The following is a 14900-nucleotide window of genomic DNA, read 5'->3' on the forward strand; positions in this document are numbered from 1 at the left end:
GTCACCGTCCTTCGAGGGGCAGGGTGCAGGCGATGTGGCGGGCGCCGGCGACAGCCAGGGCCACCGAGGTGAGCGTCGGGTTGCAGGCGGTCGGTGTGGGGATGACGCCGTTGCCGGCGACGTGCAGGCCGGGTACGTCCCAGACCTGGCCGACGGGGTCGCACACCGAGGTGCCGTCGTCGGCCGGGCCGGAGCGGACGGTGCCCTGGTAGTGCAGCGACGCGCCGAGGGCGAGGGTGCGGGGTGCGTCGTCGAGGGGGTCGCCGAGGGCGTCGGCCGCCCGGCGGACGGCGGCGCGGGCCGCGTCGAGGGAGGCGTGGTCGCGTTCGGTGAGCTGGTAGTGGATGCGCATCGCGGGCATGCCGTAGGCGTCGTCGCGGGTGTCGTCGAACGTGACGCGGTCCTCGGCCCGTACGTCCTTCACGCAGAACCAGCCCAGGCCCACGATCGACCCGGGCGCCGGGACGTCGTCGCCGACCAGCGGGACGGGTGAGGCGTCGAGTTGCATCACCTGGCCGTGGAAGGGTTCGTCGTCCGTGTACGGCACCCAGCTGACGCCGCTGGACGGGGCGGCGGCCCCACCGGGTGCCGATTGGACATCGCGCAGGCGGACCGCGTACACGATCTGCGGCTGGTCGTTGAGGTACCGGCCGAGTGCGGGCGGCCGTACGCCGGAGGCCCACAGCAGTTGCGGGGTGCGCAAGGCGTCGGCGGCGACCACGACCCGTGCGGCGCGCACCTGGTGCTCGGTGCCGTCGCGCAGGTCGCGCACCAGGACGCCCGCGGCCCGGCCCTCCTCGACCAGCACTTGGGTGACCAGGGCCTCCGGGTGGAGGGTGTGCCGTGGGTTGGCGCGGGTGGCCTCGCCGTAGACGACGTCGGCTCCGGACCAGGTGACGCGGCCGTCGGCGTGGCGCCGTACCGCCAGCGGCATGGGCTGCACTCGGCGTTCCTCCGGGCGGCCGGTGTCCAGGGCGGCGCCGAGGCGTTTGCGGACCTCGGCGGCGAAGGGGGCGTCGTCGAACGCGTGGGCGTCGACGCCGAGCAACCGCTCGGCCTCGTCGAGGAGTTCGTCCAGGTCCGGTACGAAGTCGATGCGTTCGCTGCCGCCGGGGCGCGGGCACGCGGCCGTCCAGTGGGCGCCCATGCCGCCGACGTTGCTGGACATCGCCGCGTTCGGCAGGCCGTCCTCGCCGGGGTTCTGGTAGCCGTCGGGCAGCAGGAAGGTGCCGGGGCGGGCGAGGCGGCCGTCGGCGGGGGCCGGTGCCGGTCCCTGGGAGCGGAGCTGGGCACGCTGCCGTTCGTCCGGGTCGGCGATGTTCTTCACGTGCAGGCCGGGCGGGTCGGCGAGCAGGGGGCCCACCTCGAAGGTGGCCAGGTCCAGGTCGGGGCGCTGCTCGGACAGGATGCGCGCGTAGGCGGCGCCGCACGGTCCGCTGCCGACGACGGCCACGTCGACACATGCCGGGAAGTCCTTCGTCATATTGTGGTGTCTCCCGCCGTCAGGACCCGAGCCGCAGCCGCTTGCGGTCACGGCCGCCGCCGGGCACCGGCATGTAGGAGATCCGCAGGCGTACCGCCACGGCGACGTCGTGGTCACCGGGACCGAGTGGCGTGTCGGTCTCGAAGGCGAGCACGGCCCGCTCCCCCATCTCCCAGCGGTCGTCGGTGACGTGGGGCAGCTCGGCGAAGGTGTAGGTGTTGCCGTGCACGCTGAAGGTGGTGCGCTCGGCGGGTACCGGGTGCCCGTCGAGGGTGAGGTCGACGGCTTCGACCATGGACAGGAACAGCCCCCGGTAGTAGGGCATCCTGACCTCCAGCTCGCCGCCCGGGCGGCCGTCGCCGCGGGTGCGGAATCCGTCCTCGCAGACGATGTACTTGTCGAACACGGTGAAGCCTCTCCGCGATGGTGGGACGTCTGCTGTGCGGCCCCTGGGGCCAGTGTGCGTCCCGCACTGAAATAAATGCAAGATTCTGATTCTGTTTTTTCCCGAGAGACCGTGCCGCCGACCGACAGCGGGGCGTCAGCCCTTCGCCACGCGGGCCGCGCGGTCGATCTCGGCCCGCATCTGCTCGTGCCGCCCGTCCAGATCCCAGAAGACCATCGTCACGGCCTGCGCGACCACGAGGAGCAGCGGGACGCCGTAGAACAGCACGCGGATGGCGGTCACCGCCGTCCCGCCCTCGCCACCCGCGCGATAGCCGGCCAGGGCGAGCCCGTACGCGATCGCGGCGGAGCCTATGGCCGAACCGACCTTCGTGGCGAAGCTGATGCCGGACGACAGCAGCCCCTCGTGCCGCGTGCCGAACCGCCACTGCTGGTACTCCACGGCGTCCGCGACCATCGTGAACATCGACACCATCGACACCGCGATCGCGAGGGTGGCGATGACGTAGAAGGCCAGGAACACGGGGAAGACGCCCTCGGCCGGGTAGAGCGCGGCCCAGGCGACGAAGCCCACCGCCAGGGCCTGCAGATTGCCGCGGCGCTTGCCGAAGCGGCGGTAGTAGGGGGCGGCCACCATGCCACCGACGATCATCGTGCCGGACACCAGCGGAAGCAGGACCGAGATCGCCCAGGGCGCGTGCAGGACCGCCAGCGCGAAGTACACGGTCACCCCGAGCACCAGGGACAGTCGTACGAAGTTGAGCACCCCGTAGACGAAGACCACCTTCCACGGCCGGTTTCCCCACAGCGTCCGCAGCGCGGTCGTCACGCCGACCTGCTCGGACTCGGCGGGCAGGGCGTACCGCTCCTTGCAGGTGAGGAAGGTGACGGCGAAGAAGCCGACGCTCAGCACGCTGTAGATCATGGTCGCGAGGGTCCAGCCCCGCTGCTCGTCGCCGGCCCCCAGCCAGGCCACGAACGGTGTCGTGAACGCCGTCACGATGATGGAACCGGCGGAACTGCCGATCGCCCTCAGGCCGCCCATCTGCATCCGCTCGTCCGAGTCACGCGTCATCATCGGCAGCAGGGCACTGTAGGGGACGTTGACCAGGGAGAACAGCAGCCCCAGGGTCAGGTACGTGACGAACGCGTAGATGAGCTTCCCGCTGTCGCTCACGTCGGGAACCATGAAGGTCAGCACGCCGACGACCCCGAAGGGTATCGAGGCGAAGACCAGATAGGGGCGGGCCTTGCCCCAGCGGGACCTGGTGCGGTCCACGAGGACCCCGATGGCCGGATCGATCACGGCGTCGACCAGCCTGGCGACGAGGAAGAGGGTGCCCAGGGCCGCGACGGGCACCTCGGCGACATCGGTGTAGTAGTAGAGGAGGAAGCCTCCGACGAGGTTCCACGACAGGTTGGAGGCCAGGTCGCCGGCCCCGTAGCCGAACTTCTCCCGCCAGCCGATGCGGGTCGTCGTTCCCTGGGGCGTCCGCGGTTTGACTGCGCTGATCGTCATGTCCAAGGTGCTCCGCTCCTTTGCGTGGCACGACGCCCGTCGGGCGCCCCTGGGTGAACAGGGCACACCACGCCTGGGCCCAGCGCAAGACGAAGTGAATTCAAAATTCAGATTTCAGTTATTCCTCCAATGGGCGCCCTGCCAGCGGCTCGACCCCTATCCAGACCCAGAATCAATATGTAGATTCTGTTACGCGCGAGCGCATCCGGTCGGCTGCGTTCCCCTCCCCCTCCTGGAGTTGATCACGCATGAACGAGCTCCGCTGGAGCTACATGGACCACTGGCGGGTGGACAGCCCACGCGGCCCGGTGACCCAGTACGCCGCCCGCCGCTACATGGACGACTTCGTCAAGCAGATCAGTGCGGTGGGTTTCGAGGGCCTGGACATGTTCGACTTCCAGGTCTACGCCCTGACCGGCATGTTCGGCTCCGTCGAGAACTACCAGCGCTATCTGCGCGACCACGGCATCGAGAAGATCGTCAACCTGTTCCGCGGCATCATGTACGACCCGCGCGTCGCCGACGCCCATGTCCGCGAGACGCACGACGAGATCGTCGGGAGCACCCGCCGGATGCTGGGCATGTGGGACGCCCTCGACATCGAGAGCCTCATCGTGATGCCGGCCAGCCTCTACGCACAGACCGCGCCCGTCACCGACGACAAGATCAAGGCGGCGGCCGAGTGCTGGAACCGGGTCGGGGAGATGACCCTGACGGAGTTCGGCGTACGCACCACCTGTCATCACGAGTTCTTCTGCGCCATCCGCACCGAGGACGACATCCGCAAGTTCTACGACTTCACCGACCCCCGGTATGTGTCGTTCTTCTGCGACACCGCCCAGCACTGCATCGCCGGCATCGACCCCGTCTCCCTCTTCATGGACCTGCACGAGCGCTGTTCGGGCTTCCACTTCAAGGACACCCGGCAGCGGGACACCACCGAGGCCTTCAAGCACAGCCCGGACGCCGAGCTGATGGCACCGCAGACCGACCAGTGGTTCCACGAGATGGGCACCGAGGGCGGTCTGGTCGACTTCCCGCGGCTGATGCGCGCGATCAAGGACGTCGGCTACACGGGCTGGATCACCGTCGAGCACGACAAGGTCAACATCGGCGGCGACTACGCCGAGGCCACCGCCCTGTCCATGTGGTACGCCCGCAACGTCCTGTCGGAGATCTACGCATGAGCCCCCGCATCCGTCTCGGCTACGCCATCAACCAGTGGAAGCCGAACTTCGACGACTTCACCCGCCCCGAACAGCACGAGCGCGCCCTGAAGGTCATCGCCGCCTGCGGGTTCACCGGCGTCGAGCTGCGCGGCGGCACCGGCCGCTGGGATCCGCTCGGCCGACCCGCGTCGATCGCGGCGACCTACGGTTCCACCGGGGCCTTCCTCGACATCGTCCGGCGTACGGGTCTCGAGGCGGTGTCCAGCTGGTACGTCGACCCCGGTGAGCCCGTGGACGAGGAGCTGAGCCGAGGCCGGTCGATCCTGGAGCGCGACCGGCACGGCGAGATCGCCGCAGCGCTGCTGCCCTTCGCCGAGTTCCTGGCCACGGCGGGCGGCACCCGGCTGGTGGTGCGGGCCCTGCCCGCCGCCTGGACCCTGGACCGGCCGCTGTCCGGCGCGGTGCTCACCGATGCCGCGGCCGGCTGGAACAGCGTGGGCGCGGCCGTCGCGGAGACCGGCGTACGGCTGTCCCTGCACGTGGACTGCCTGAGCGCCGCGGCCGAGGAGAAGACGCTGTCCGCGCTGCTCGCCGAGACCGACCCGGACCTGGTGGGCCTCACGCTCGACACCGCCGAGCTGACCGTCGCCGGGCTGGACCCCGTGCAGCTCTTCGACACGCACCACGACCGGGTGGACCACCTGCACCTGAAGGACACCCGGTACGTCGACGAGGACGGTGAACGGCTCGCACCGCACGCGGAGGCGAGCATGCTCTCCGAGGGCGGAGCCCGCGGCATCGAGCGCTGGTTCTACGAGTGCGGCACCACCGGCGGCCTCGTCGACTTCCCCGCCCTCGCGGAACGTCTGCGCGCCCACGACTGGTCCGGCTGGGCCGTCTTCGAGAGCGAGCAGACCCCGAACCCGGCCCGCAGCGCCATGCTCAACGGCTGGTACGCACAGCGGCTGCTGCGCGGCTGACACCTCACGCAGGGGAGCGACCGGGTGTCGCTTCCCTCCCGGCCGGCGCCGCCGAGCGTTCCGGCGCACCCCGCGGTCACCGTCGCGGGGCTTCCCTCTCCGTTTCAGGAGCCCGCATGTCCCGTCCCGTCCGTCTGTCCGTCAACGTCGAACTCCTCTTCCGGGAGGCCGGAGACGATCTGGGCGAGCGCATCCGCGCAGCCGCCGATCACGGCATCGACGTGGTCGAGATCTGGTCGCACAGCGACAAGGACCTGGAGTCGATCCGCAAGGCCCTGGAGGCCACCGGCTCGTCCCTGCACACCCTGCTCGTCGAGGGCCGGCTCACACTCGCCGACGCCCGCACCCACGAGGAGTTCCTCGGCCACGTCCGGGCCGCGGCGGAGGCTGCCGCCCGGCTGGGCTGCACCCGCGTCGTCACGGGCTCAGGCGTGGGACTGCCGTACATGAAGCGCGCGGTGCAGCACGCCATCGTCGTCGACGGCCTGAAGGCCGGCGCCGAGATCGCCGCCGACCATGGTGTGACGATCCTGCTGGAGAACCTCAACACCCGGGTGGACCACCCGGGCACCCTGTTCGACACGACCGCCGAATGCCTCGCCGCGGTGCGTGAGGTCGACTCCCCCGGGCTCGCCCTGCTGTACGACGTCTACCACTCACTGCAGATGGGTGAGACGCCCGAGCGGGAACTGACCGGCGCCATGGACCTCGTCTCACACGTACAGATCGCCGACCTGCCGGACCGCACGGAACCGGGCACCGGAACGGTCGACTGGGCCGCGCGGCTGCAGGGCCTGCGCGAGCTCGGCTACGACGGCCCGATCGGTCTGGAGTACCACCCCACCACCGCGTCGGCCGCGTCGCTTCGGTCCGTCCGGGAGGTCGTCGCGGCGCTGTGATCGCGACAGCCGGAAGGGGGGGAGGCGCGCACCGCGCCTCCCCCCCTTCCGTATCGCCTACACCTCGTGGACGAGCGCCTGCGCGATGTCCTCAGCGGACCGGCCGACGCGGACCTCGTGCCGTCCCCCGATCACGGACCAGCCTCCCCTCGCGGCATCCCAGCGCTGCCAGGCACGCTCGTCGAGCTCCACCTCCACCTCGGCTTCCTGCCCCGCGTCGAGCCGGATCCCGGTGAAGCCGGCGAGGCGGGCATCCGTCTCCCCGGGGGCGCGGACGTAGACCTGGACGACCTCACGGCCGCGGCGCTCCCCTGTGTTGGCTACCGGGAGGCGCACCGCCCAACGCCCTCCGCTCGCAACGAGCGAGGCCGTCCCGAGCCGCCAGGTCGTGTAGCCGAGTCCGGCGCCGAAGGCGAACCGGGCCTGGGTGCCGCTGCGACTGAGATGCCGGTAGCCGGTGGGTTCCCGGTAGACACGCCGCAGCTCGGCGTCGAGCGTCTCACCGTGCGTCGCACGGTCGGCGTCGCGCAGCGGCACCGTGACGGGCATCCGGCCACCGGGCTCGTCGTCCCCGGCCAGCACCCTGGCCAGCGCCGTGCCGTACCCCTGCCCGGCGAACCAGCTCTGCAGCACGGCGGGGACCGAGTCCGCCCAGGGCGCGTCGACGGGCCGTCCGGCGTTGACGACCACGACGGTGCGCGGATTCGCCCGGGCCACCGCGTCGACGAGTTCACGCTGGGCCTGAGGCAGAGCCGAGTGATCGAGGTCCTTGCTCTCCCGCGACGTCTCCAGTTCGTCGCCCACGACCAGGACGACGGCGTCGGCCGACGCGGCCGCCTGCCGCGCGCGCTCCAGGGCTCCGGGGGTGGCCGGCGGTGTGCAGCCCACGGTCAGCGCCTGGACGGGGCCGCCCGTCGCGACCATCTCGACGACCACGGTCACCGGTTCTCCCGCCCTCAGTTCCACCTGCCCGGTCGTGGTCTCGGCGCGGGCCACCTGTCCCATCACGTCCCCGGCGGCGGGCGCCGGCCGCCGGGCGAGCACCACGCCGTCGACCGACAGCGTGGTCGTACCGGATCCACCGGCACCGAACGTCCAGTGTCCGCCGGTCTCCGGGGTGAGGACGGCGGTGAGTCTGAGCGTGACCGGCTCGGTGGTCGGCCCGACGCCCGGGATGTTCCCGAACCAGATGAACGCGCTGTCGGCGCGGACTTCGGTCAGGGCGATGTGACCGTCGCGCAGGTACTCCAGCCGCACTCCGGGCTCCTTGTCCGGAGTGGTGACCCGGAAGGCACCGAGGGAGTCGGGCGGCAGTGTGTCGACCCCGGGTTCGTACACGACGTCGCAGAGGGGCCCGAAGCGTTCCCTCACCGCCTGGAGCGGGGTCGCCGGGGGCTGCTCGGGCCGGATCCGGCCGAACGTCGCTCCCTGGTAGCAGGGCCGGCCGGCGTTCGGTCCGATGACGGCGAGCCGTCGTGTCCCGGCCGGGTCGAGCGGGAGCAACGCGTCCTCGTTGCGCACCAGAACGAACGAGGCGGCGGCGGCGCGGACCAGAGTCTCCTGCGCCTGTTCGGGCGGTACGGAGGCGGCACCCGCGGCCACCTGCCGGTCGACGCCCTCGATGCCACCGACCCGCCGGGCCAGACGCAGCAGTCTCTCCACGGCGTCTTCCAGTCGCGCGTGCGGCACTTGACCCCGTTCCACCGCTTCGGCGAGCCGCGCACCGTAGTGGATCGCGGGACCGGGCATCTCCAGGTCGAGGCCGGCGAGCGCCGGGCCGACCGTCTCCTTGAGGGCGAAGTAGTCGGAGACGACGACCCCGTCGAAGCCCCACTCCTCCTTCACGATCGCCAGCAGTCCGGCGTGGGCCGTGCACGGTGTGCCGCCCAGCCGGTTGTAGGCGGCCATCAGCCCCCAGGCGCCGGCCCGGACGGCCATCTCGAAGGGGCGCAGATAGACCTCGCGCAATGTCGTGTCGGTGACCTCGGCGCTCATCGACTGGCGGGCTGTCTCGGTGTCGTTGCAGACCAGATGCTTGGGGAACGCCGCGACGCCCTGGTCCTGCAAGCCCGTCACGTAGGCCGCGCCGAGCACGCCGGCCAGGAACGGGTCCTCCGACAGCATCTCGAAGGTCCGGCCGGACAGCCCGGTCCTGGCCAGATTGAGATTGGGGGCGTAGACCGCGTCGAAACCGCGCCGACGCGCCTCCGACGCCTGCGCCGCCGCCACCCCGCCGACCACATCCGGGTCCCAGGTCGCCCCCAGCGCGATGCCGCTGGGCAGCAGCAAAGAGGTCTCCCGCTCGTCGAAGGTCGGACTGACCAGGCCCAGCGGCCCGTCGACCAGGTGCAACGACCGCAGACCGAAGGCCGGCTCGTCCAGGGTGCTCCAGCCCGTCTTCCCCGCGGTGAGGGAAGCGGCAGTCGGGAGCGGGTGCGCGGAGGCGTGCATGGCGACCTCTCGATGTCACTCAAACCAGAATATTGATTCTGTTCAAACCTAGGCAGCTCGGATCCGGCCAGTCAATACCGGGCGCACCCCTTGACGAGCATGAACCCCTCGCATATTTTCAGAATCCTAATTCTAATTCATTGCCGCGGCCCTTCGCCTCCGAGGCCATGCCTCACTTCCGAAAGGACTCCACCCGATGAGTCACCTGATCGTCGGCATCGGCGGCACCACCCGTCGTGGTTCCAGCAGCGAGCTCGCCGTCCACACCGCCCTCGCGGCCGCGGAACGGCGTGGCGCCCGCACGGTCCGCTTCGGAGGCGACTTCCTCGCCGCACTCCCCCACTACGCCCCCGAACGCACCGAACGGACCGACCAGCAGCGCCAACTGGTGGAGGCGGTGCGCCGGGCGGACGGCCTGGTGATCGGCTCACCCGGCTATCACGGCGGCATCTCCGGGCTCGTCAAGAACGCGCTCGATCTGCTGGAGGACCTCCGTGAGGACGAGCGCGTGTACTTCGACGGACGGGCCGTCGGACTGGTCGTGACGGCGGCCGGCTGGCAGGCGTGCGGCACCACCCTCGCCGCCCTGCGCAGTACCGTCCACGCCATGCGCGGCTGGCCCACCCCGCTCGGCGTCACCCTCAACTCCGGCCAGGGCCCGCTGTTCGCCCCGGACGGCACCTGCACCGAACCCACCGCCGCCGCCCAGCTCGACCTGCTGGGCCGGCAGGTCCACGAGTTCGCCCAGCGCTTCGCCGCTCCCGCGGGGGCGGTACGTGTCGCCTGACTCGGCCGGTTCCCGCACGGCCGCCCGCCACGACCGGGCGGCATGCAGGGCTGAATACACTGACTGAATGCCCACCACGCCACAGCAGCCCCCGCAGACCAGCGGTATCCGTGCCCCCAAACAGGAGCGCAGTCAGCGCTCCTTCGATCTGGTGCTCGACACGACCCTCGAGCTGCTCTCCGAGAAGGGCTACTCCGGTTTCGCCCTGACCGAGGTCAGCCGGCGCTCCGGGGTATCGGTGGGTTCGATCTACACCCGGGTCGACGGCAAGGACGACCTTCTGCGGGCGGCGCAGGCGCGGTTCCAGGAACGGCTGCTCGCCGCGCAGCGCGAAATGACGGACCCGCAGCGTTGGGCCGGCGTACCGCTCGCCCAGCTCGTCCCGCGGCTCATCGCGGAATTCGCCGGCGTGCTGGAACGGCAGGGAAGGACCCTGGGCGCCTTCCTCCAGCGAGGCGCCGTGGACCCGGCGGTGGCCAAGGTCGGCAAAGCCGGCTACATGGACGCCCGTGACCGGTTCATCGACCTGATCCTCTCCCGCCGCGACGAGATCCGGCACCCGGACCCGATTCGCGCCGTCAGCTCCTGCTTCACCACGGTCTACGCCGCGCTCGCCAGGGCGTTGGCCCTCGACGTCGCTCCCGAGGCCGCGGAGGGCAGCGACTTGCCGACACTGATCGAAGACCTCGGCGCGATGATGCTCGCCTTCCTGCGCTACGAAGGACAGTGACGGCCTCGACACGGCCGCCCGGGGCGACCGTCGTCGAGGCCGGTTCGACGCGAGCCGAGGGTCAGTCGGCTTCGCCCAACAGCCGGGCCAGCATGGTCTGCTGACGGCGGACCTGCTCCACGCTGTCCACGGGGAACGCGTCCTGGATGTGCCGGTTGCCCTCGTACTCACTGGAGAGGTAACCGTCGAAGTCGCCCTGGAGCAGGACGGGGGCGATCTGTGCGTACGGGATGCTGTACTCCTCGCCGTCCTCGGTCATCTCGTAGAACTTGGCCTGGATGTGCCCGATGAGGGACATGTGGTCGAGCATCGCCTTCGGCTCGCTCCAGATGTAGTGAGTGGCTTGTCGCGCGAGCCCGAACTCCACCGGACCACCGCCCCGGTAGTTGACGATGTCCATGAGGGCGTGGGTGTCCTCGTGGTTGTCGTAGGTGCGCACGATCAGGTCGACGAGCTCCGGCCGGGCGCCGTCGCGCAGGGCGCGTTCGCTCACCACCCTGGGGAAGCGCTGGACGTAGGTGCCCATGTCGGGCATGAGGCCCAGCGCGGGTGACCGGAGGCGGTACATGACCTCGAGGTGCTGGAGGATCCAGGGGTGCTCGTAGTGGAACGGGGCGTGCACTTCGAGGAGCAGACGGACGCCCCGTTCCTCGGCGTAGCCGGCCACGGACTCCATGACCTCGGGCGGCGTATTGATGATCATGCGGATGACGTGCCCGCCGAGGCGTACGGCGATGTCGATGTCCCGGCGGACCGATGCCACCTGTTCCTCATGGCTGAGCCATCGTCCGGTGTGCAGCTTCGTGTCGAGAAACAGGTCGGTGGCCACCGGGACGGTGCCGTAGCGGTCCATCCAGCCGTGCCAGTCGGCCACGAAGGCGTCGGACAGGGCCGGGTAGCCGGGGATCGACTGCTCGGGGATGATCTCGATGCCGCGCGCGCCCATGCTCGCGGCGGCTGCCACGCAGTCCTCCAGTGTCATGGTGCGCAGGAAGAACTCCTCCTGGAAGGAGTAGAAGCTGACTCCGCGCCTGATCCTGTGCGAGCTGGGGGTGGTGGTGTCGGCCATGGGTCCTCGTCTCCGGTTTCTCGCTCGGGAAGTCTTGGGGGATCGGATGCCGGGGGTCAGCTCTTGAGCCCGCCGGAGAAGCCGTGCATCAGGTGTCGTTGCGCGACGACGAAGAGTATGAGGACGGGCAGCAGTGCGACCAGGATCCCCGCGAAGACGAGGTTCCAGCGGGTCGCCACCGAGCCGACGAACTCGTAGATCGCGAGCGGGAGAGGCACCTTGTCCGTGCCGGACAGGAAGACCAGCGGTGTGAAGAAGTCGTTCCAGACCAGGATTCCGCAGAGGGTGGCCACCGTCGCGGTCACCGGCCGCAGTTGGGGGAAGATGACACGCCGGAAGGTCCGGAAGGGCGTCGCTCCGTCCAGCAGGGCCGCTTCCTCGTAGTCCTTGGGCATGGCACGGATGAACCCGGTGTAGAGGAACACCGCCATGGGGATCCACAGTCCGCCGTAGAGCAGGATGATCCCCAGGTAGCTGCCGACCAGGCCCAGGGAGCGCATGATCGAGTACAGCGGGAGCAGCCCCAGCTGGAAGGGCACGATGATGCCGATCACGAACAGCAGGTAGAAGACGGCGCTCCAGCGTCCGGGCCGGCGGGCGATGGTGTAGGCGCACAGGGAGCCGACCATGATCAGCAGGGTGACGCTGCCGCCCGTGATGATCAGGCTGTTGAGCAGGGCGCGGCCGAGGTGCGCGGTGCTCCACGCCTCGGCGTAGTTGCCGATGTCGAGGCTGGTGGGCAGGTCGGTCGGGGCGCTGAAGATCTGGCTGTCGGGCTTCACCGACGTCATGACCAGCAGGTAGAGAGGGAAGAGCCACAGCAGCCCGGCCACGATAAGCACGATTTCGCGGGCGAGGGTGCGCCGGGTGTAGCGCTGCATTCCGGAGTTCATCGCATCCGCCTCTCACGGGAACGCAGAACGAGGAGTTGGGTGACCGAGGCGAGGGTGATCACAACGGTGAGGATCACGGCCAGCGCGGTGCCGTAGCCGAACCGGCCGAGGCTGAAGGTCTGTTCGTAGATGACCGTGGACAGGGTGTCCGTCTTGCCGGCGGGGCCGCCGCCCGTGAGCGCGACGACCTGGTCGAAGATGCCGAGTGCCATGATGGTGGTCAGGGTGAGGGCGATCGTGGTGGCCGGGGCGAGCAGGGGCAGGGTGATCGTGCGGAAGCGGCGCCAGGGGCCCGCGCCGTCGACGGAGGCCGCTTCGGTGAGTTCGGCGGGGATGGACTGCAGTCCGGTCAGATAGACGACCATGGCCAGGCCGGTGAACTGCCAGACGGTCACCACCGCCACCGCCCACTGGGCCCAGGTGGGGTCGGCGAGCCAGCTCCGTTCCCATGCGTCCAGTCCGACGGCGCCGAAGAGGTGGTTGAGCGGTCCGTCGATCTGGAAGATGTAGCGCCAGATGTAGGCGGTGGCCAGCGGGCTGAGGATGGCCGGCGCGAAGAAAACGGCGCGCACGATGTTGCGCGTCTTGATCGCCGAGTCCAGCGCGAGGGCGAGGGCCATGCCGAGGACGTTGCTCGCGATCACGACGGTCACCGCGAGCACGAGGGTGTTGACCAACGCCTGCCGGGAGTCCGGGTCGTTGAAGATCGTCTGGAAGTTGTCCAGGCCGACGATGTTGTAGACCGAGCTGAGCCCGTTCCAGTCGGTGAACGCATAGTTGGCACCGAGGACCGTGGGGAGGTAGCGGGCGGCCAGCAGGAGCAGCAGCCCCGGTGCGAGCCAGATCAACGGTGCCCGAGGGCGGCGCCTGGGGCGGCGCACCGGCCGCTGGCCGGTCTCGGCGGCCGGGGGCGCCTCAAGGGTGGTGGTCACGGGAACTCCCTGCGGGGTCGGGGTGAGGGCGGAGGAGGCGCCCCTTCGCTGTCGTCAACCGGTGGAGGAGGACGGGTGCCGGCGGGCACGGCGGTGCCGGCCGGCACCCGCGCTCACTTCTGCTGCCAGGCGCCGTCCATGCTCTTCAGGACGTCGGCGGGGCTCTGCTGGCCGGTCAGCAGTCCCTGGACGCCCTTGCCCAGGTCGTTGTAGACCTCGGGGTTGGGCCACGGGAGGTTGATCATGGGGTAGTTGTGCTTCTCGTCGGCCAGGATGCCGGAGAGCCCGCTCAGTGCGGGGTCGTCGAGCATCCCCTTCAGCGGCAGGTTGCCGGTCGCCTTGGCGTAGACCTCGTCGCCGCCGCCGGTGGCGACGTACTGCAGGAACGTGGTGGCGGCCCCGTTCTTGGCGCCCTTGGTCGAGATGGCCAGCGCGTCGGACTGGGAGGAGTAGATGTTCGTTCCTTCCGCGGTCACGCCGGGCAGCGGGTGGGCTTCCAGTTGCAGGCTCGGCTCTATGCCGCGCAGCGCGGACAGCGCCCCCGTGGGGATGACGAAGGACAGGGCCTTGCCCTGCGCCAGGGCCGGGGCAGCCTGCGGAATGTCGGCCGCCTCGGCTCCCTTCTGGAAGCACCCGGCCTTCTTCATGTCGACGATGGCCTGGGTGGTGTTCTGCCAGCCCTTGCTGCCGGCGAACGTCGTTTTGCCTTGTGCTCGCTCGGAGTTGAACTTCGGCTGGTCGGCGAGCACGTAGTTGGCGGCGAGCGCGGAGGCGAACAGTCCTGAGTTCTCCGCGTTGGCGCCTGCCAAGGAGAGCAGGGACTTGCCCTGGCTGTTCACCTTCTTGCAGGCGGCCAGGAGTTCGTCCATCGTTCTGGGGATCTCGATGCCGCTGTTCTTCAGGGCGGTCGTGTTGTACACCTGGGCGACGACCACCCGGTCGAACGGGACTCCCCACAGGCCCCCGTCCTGGTAGAAGAGCTCGCGGGCGTTGGTGTCCACCACACCCTTGGTCCAGGATTGCTTGGCCAGATCGGCGGTGAGACCGGCGTCGGCCAGGTTGAGCAGGGAGGTGAGGCCTCCTCCGCCGGGCGCGGCGTAGAAGACGTCGGGCTGGTTGCCGCCACGCAGCCGGGTCCGCAGGGAGTCGGCGTAGCTGGTGCCGATCGGCAGGTACTCCGCCTTCACCTTGATGTCGGGGTACTTCTTCTCGAAGGCGGCGATGACCTCGTCCATGGGCTCCGTCTTGTTGCCGCTGGACTGGTAGAGGAGGGTCAGGCTGCCGCTGTCGGCGGGGGCGGCCACGGCTGCCGCGGAGGCGGCCTGGTTCTTGGTGCCGCCTCCGCCCCCGCAAGCGGACAGGGTGAGTGCCCCGGCCGCCGCGAGTGCGAGGACGATGGTCGATCGGGAGGCTGACTGCATGGCGCTGCCTTTCGGTTGGCGCTGGGCCGGCCCTCGGCGACAGGGCGGTGCCGACGAGGAGGAGGGCGTCCTGATACCGGGGCGGCAGACGGACATGGGCCGCAGCGGTACGGACGGCGTGGGGACGCGGGACGTCCTCGAAGACCGTCCGGTACGGCGGGC

General features: G+C 70.0%; 13 protein-coding genes. 5 read left to right on the forward strand and 8 right to left on the reverse strand.

Features of this window, described 5'->3' with window-relative positions; translation table 11 throughout:
* Position 1: 1 nt before the first annotated feature.
* From ACWCQ1_RS37815 to ACWCQ1_RS37825, 3 genes are all read right to left on the reverse strand, one after another.
* Complete coding sequence (locus ACWCQ1_RS37815; RefSeq protein WP_451028397.1) at positions 2-1483, reverse strand: GMC oxidoreductase; 1482 nt, start codon at positions 1481-1483, stop codon at positions 2-4.
* 19 nt (positions 1484-1502) lie between these two features.
* Positions 1503-1889 carry a C-glycoside deglycosidase beta subunit domain-containing protein gene (locus tag ACWCQ1_RS37820; protein WP_390700742.1) on the reverse strand — a complete coding sequence of 129 codons (387 nt, stop codon included), beginning with the start codon at positions 1887-1889 and terminating at the stop codon, positions 1503-1505.
* 135 nt (positions 1890-2024) lie between these two features.
* A complete protein-coding gene (locus tag ACWCQ1_RS37825; RefSeq protein ID WP_390700743.1) occupies positions 2025-3407 on the reverse strand; it encodes an MFS transporter in 1383 nt (460 codons plus the stop codon).
* A 248-nt stretch (positions 3408-3655) separates the two neighbouring features.
* On the opposite strand from ACWCQ1_RS37825, the gene ACWCQ1_RS37830 reads away from it, so the two are divergent.
* The 3 genes from ACWCQ1_RS37830 (at position 3656) to ACWCQ1_RS37840 (ending at position 6455) form a co-directional block, all read left to right on the forward strand.
* On the forward strand, positions 3656-4594 hold the full coding sequence (locus ACWCQ1_RS37830) for a sugar phosphate isomerase/epimerase family protein (RefSeq protein WP_390700744.1): 939 nt from the start codon (positions 3656-3658) through the stop codon (positions 4592-4594).
* Complete coding sequence (locus ACWCQ1_RS37835) at positions 4591-5556, forward strand: sugar phosphate isomerase/epimerase family protein (protein ID WP_390700745.1); 966 nt, start codon at positions 4591-4593, stop codon at positions 5554-5556. Before ACWCQ1_RS37830 ends, ACWCQ1_RS37835 begins: the two co-directional genes overlap by 4 nt.
* 116 nt (positions 5557-5672) lie before the next feature.
* A complete protein-coding gene (locus ACWCQ1_RS37840; RefSeq protein ID WP_390700746.1) occupies positions 5673-6455 on the forward strand; it encodes a TIM barrel protein in 783 nt (260 codons plus the stop codon).
* Between the two features lie 57 nt (positions 6456-6512).
* Here ACWCQ1_RS37840 and ACWCQ1_RS37845 read toward each other — a convergent pair whose 3' ends face one another.
* Positions 6513-8906, reverse strand: coding sequence for a glycoside hydrolase family 3 protein (locus ACWCQ1_RS37845; protein WP_451028398.1), 2394 nt, complete (start codon positions 8904-8906; stop codon positions 6513-6515).
* A gap of 196 nt (positions 8907-9102) precedes the next feature.
* On the opposite strand from ACWCQ1_RS37845, the gene ACWCQ1_RS37850 reads away from it, so the two are divergent.
* Positions 9103-9693, forward strand: coding sequence for an NADPH-dependent FMN reductase (locus ACWCQ1_RS37850; protein ID WP_390700748.1), 591 nt, complete (start codon positions 9103-9105; stop codon positions 9691-9693).
* 67 nt (positions 9694-9760) lie between these two features.
* A complete protein-coding gene (locus ACWCQ1_RS37855) occupies positions 9761-10423 on the forward strand; it encodes a TetR/AcrR family transcriptional regulator (protein ID WP_390700749.1) in 663 nt (220 codons plus the stop codon).
* A gap of 61 nt (positions 10424-10484) precedes the next feature.
* On the opposite strand, the gene ACWCQ1_RS37860 is transcribed toward ACWCQ1_RS37855, so the two are convergent.
* From ACWCQ1_RS37860 to ACWCQ1_RS37875, 4 genes are all read right to left on the reverse strand, one after another.
* Positions 10485-11492, reverse strand: coding sequence for a sugar phosphate isomerase/epimerase family protein (locus ACWCQ1_RS37860; RefSeq protein WP_451028399.1), 1008 nt, complete (start codon positions 11490-11492; stop codon positions 10485-10487).
* Positions 11493-11548: 56 nt separating this feature from the next.
* Positions 11549-12385, reverse strand: coding sequence for a carbohydrate ABC transporter permease (locus ACWCQ1_RS37865; protein WP_390700751.1), 837 nt, complete (start codon positions 12383-12385; stop codon positions 11549-11551).
* Positions 12382-13317, reverse strand: coding sequence for a carbohydrate ABC transporter permease (locus ACWCQ1_RS37870; RefSeq protein WP_390700752.1), 936 nt, complete (start codon positions 13315-13317; stop codon positions 12382-12384). The genes ACWCQ1_RS37865 and ACWCQ1_RS37870 overlap by 4 nt, the downstream gene beginning before the upstream one ends.
* Positions 13318-13430: 113 nt before the next feature.
* Positions 13431-14738 carry an ABC transporter substrate-binding protein gene (locus tag ACWCQ1_RS37875; RefSeq protein ID WP_451028400.1) on the reverse strand — a complete coding sequence of 436 codons (1308 nt, stop codon included), beginning with the start codon at positions 14736-14738 and terminating at the stop codon, positions 13431-13433.
* Positions 14739-14900: the final 162 nt, after the last annotated feature.

The sequence above is a fragment of the Streptomyces sp. NPDC002144 genome, assembly GCF_053593695.1.

Bases quoted from the DNA above. Each gene is read 5' to 3' on its own strand.
- ACWCQ1_RS37815 (WP_451028397.1), bottom strand. From the start codon at position 1,483: ATGACGAAGGACTTCCCGGCATGTGTCGACGTGGCCGTCGTCGGCAGC.
- ACWCQ1_RS37825 (WP_390700743.1), bottom strand. From the start codon at position 3,407: ATGACGATCAGCGCAGTCAAACCGCGGACGCCCCAGGGAACGACGACC.
- ACWCQ1_RS37830 (WP_390700744.1), top strand. From the start codon at position 3,656: ATGAACGAGCTCCGCTGGAGCTACATGGACCACTGGCGGGTGGACAGC.
- ACWCQ1_RS37835 (WP_390700745.1), top strand. From the start codon at position 4,591: ATGAGCCCCCGCATCCGTCTCGGCTACGCCATCAACCAGTGGAAGCCG.
- ACWCQ1_RS37840 (WP_390700746.1), top strand. From the start codon at position 5,673: ATGTCCCGTCCCGTCCGTCTGTCCGTCAACGTCGAACTCCTCTTCCGG.
- ACWCQ1_RS37845 (WP_451028398.1), bottom strand. From the start codon at position 8,906: ATGCACGCCTCCGCGCACCCGCTCCCGACTGCCGCTTCCCTCACCGCG.
- ACWCQ1_RS37850 (WP_390700748.1), top strand. From the start codon at position 9,103: ATGAGTCACCTGATCGTCGGCATCGGCGGCACCACCCGTCGTGGTTCC.
- ACWCQ1_RS37855 (WP_390700749.1), top strand. From the start codon at position 9,761: ATGCCCACCACGCCACAGCAGCCCCCGCAGACCAGCGGTATCCGTGCC.
- ACWCQ1_RS37860 (WP_451028399.1), bottom strand. From the start codon at position 11,492: ATGGCCGACACCACCACCCCCAGCTCGCACAGGATCAGGCGCGGAGTC.
- ACWCQ1_RS37865 (WP_390700751.1), bottom strand. From the start codon at position 12,385: ATGAACTCCGGAATGCAGCGCTACACCCGGCGCACCCTCGCCCGCGAA.
- ACWCQ1_RS37875 (WP_451028400.1), bottom strand. From the start codon at position 14,738: ATGCAGTCAGCCTCCCGATCGACCATCGTCCTCGCACTCGCGGCGGCC.